We start from the raw sequence: 759 nt of genomic DNA, 5'->3' as shown, positions 1-759 counted from the left end.
AAGCTGAGAAAAGCGGCGCTGGTTTTGTCGTAGCGGGTGGCTAAGCGCCGGTACTGCTTCATGCGGTTAAAGAAGCGTTCTACCTGATTGCGGTCTTTGTAGCCCTGTTCATCCAACGGCACCGGTTCAAGCCGATTGGCCCGACTTGGAATGATGACTTCAATGGCATTGTCGGCGCAATAGGCCCGGTTGGCATTACTATCATAGGCCGTGTCGGCCAGTACTTTAGCCGGTTTTAAGCCAGCAAGTAGCGGCAATGCCTGAGGACAGTCGCCCGCCTGACCGGCCGTGACCAGGAAACGGATAGCCCGCCCCAGCGCATCGGTGCAGGTATGAATTTTGGTGCTCAGGCCTCCGCGCCCCCGACCAAGACACTCGCTCTTGGCGTCGCTTTTTTTTGGCCCGCTGCATGTTGGTGAGCCCGCAGGATAGTCGAGTCGAGCATGACACTGCTCAGATCGGGGACTTGCAGGGCCTCGAACACGCGTTGCCAAACGCCTCGCTTGGCCCAGCGGCGGTAGCGCTGGCCCACCGAATTAGCCAGACCAAAGCGGCTGGGCAGATCCGCCCACGGGGCGCCCGAGCGCATGAGCCAGACAATAGCGTTGACAAACAGGCGGTTATCGGCGGCCGTTACACCGCAGTCAGTCGATTTGCCAGGCAACAAATCTTTGATAGCTTGCCATTGCTTGTCCGTAATTTCGTACCGATGCATCCCGAAAGCTAAACGCCAAATCCCTAATTGTCCTCACGCCCTAG

1 pseudogene is annotated in these 759 nt (G+C 58.0%); it reads right to left on the bottom strand.

Going from position 1 to position 759, the window contains the following annotated elements:
- Positions 1–715 (bottom strand): annotated as a pseudogene (locus HW554_RS20795) (IS5 family transposase); the annotation flags it as partial.
- Positions 716–759 lie beyond the last annotated feature (44 nt).

Source organism: Hymenobacter lapidiphilus (genome assembly GCF_013377885.1).
In the GTDB taxonomy this organism is placed as follows: domain Bacteria; phylum Bacteroidota; class Bacteroidia; order Cytophagales; family Hymenobacteraceae; genus Hymenobacter; species Hymenobacter lapidiphilus.
The sequence above is the reverse complement of the archived record's forward strand: the minus strand, read 5'-3'. Positions and strand labels throughout refer to the sequence as shown.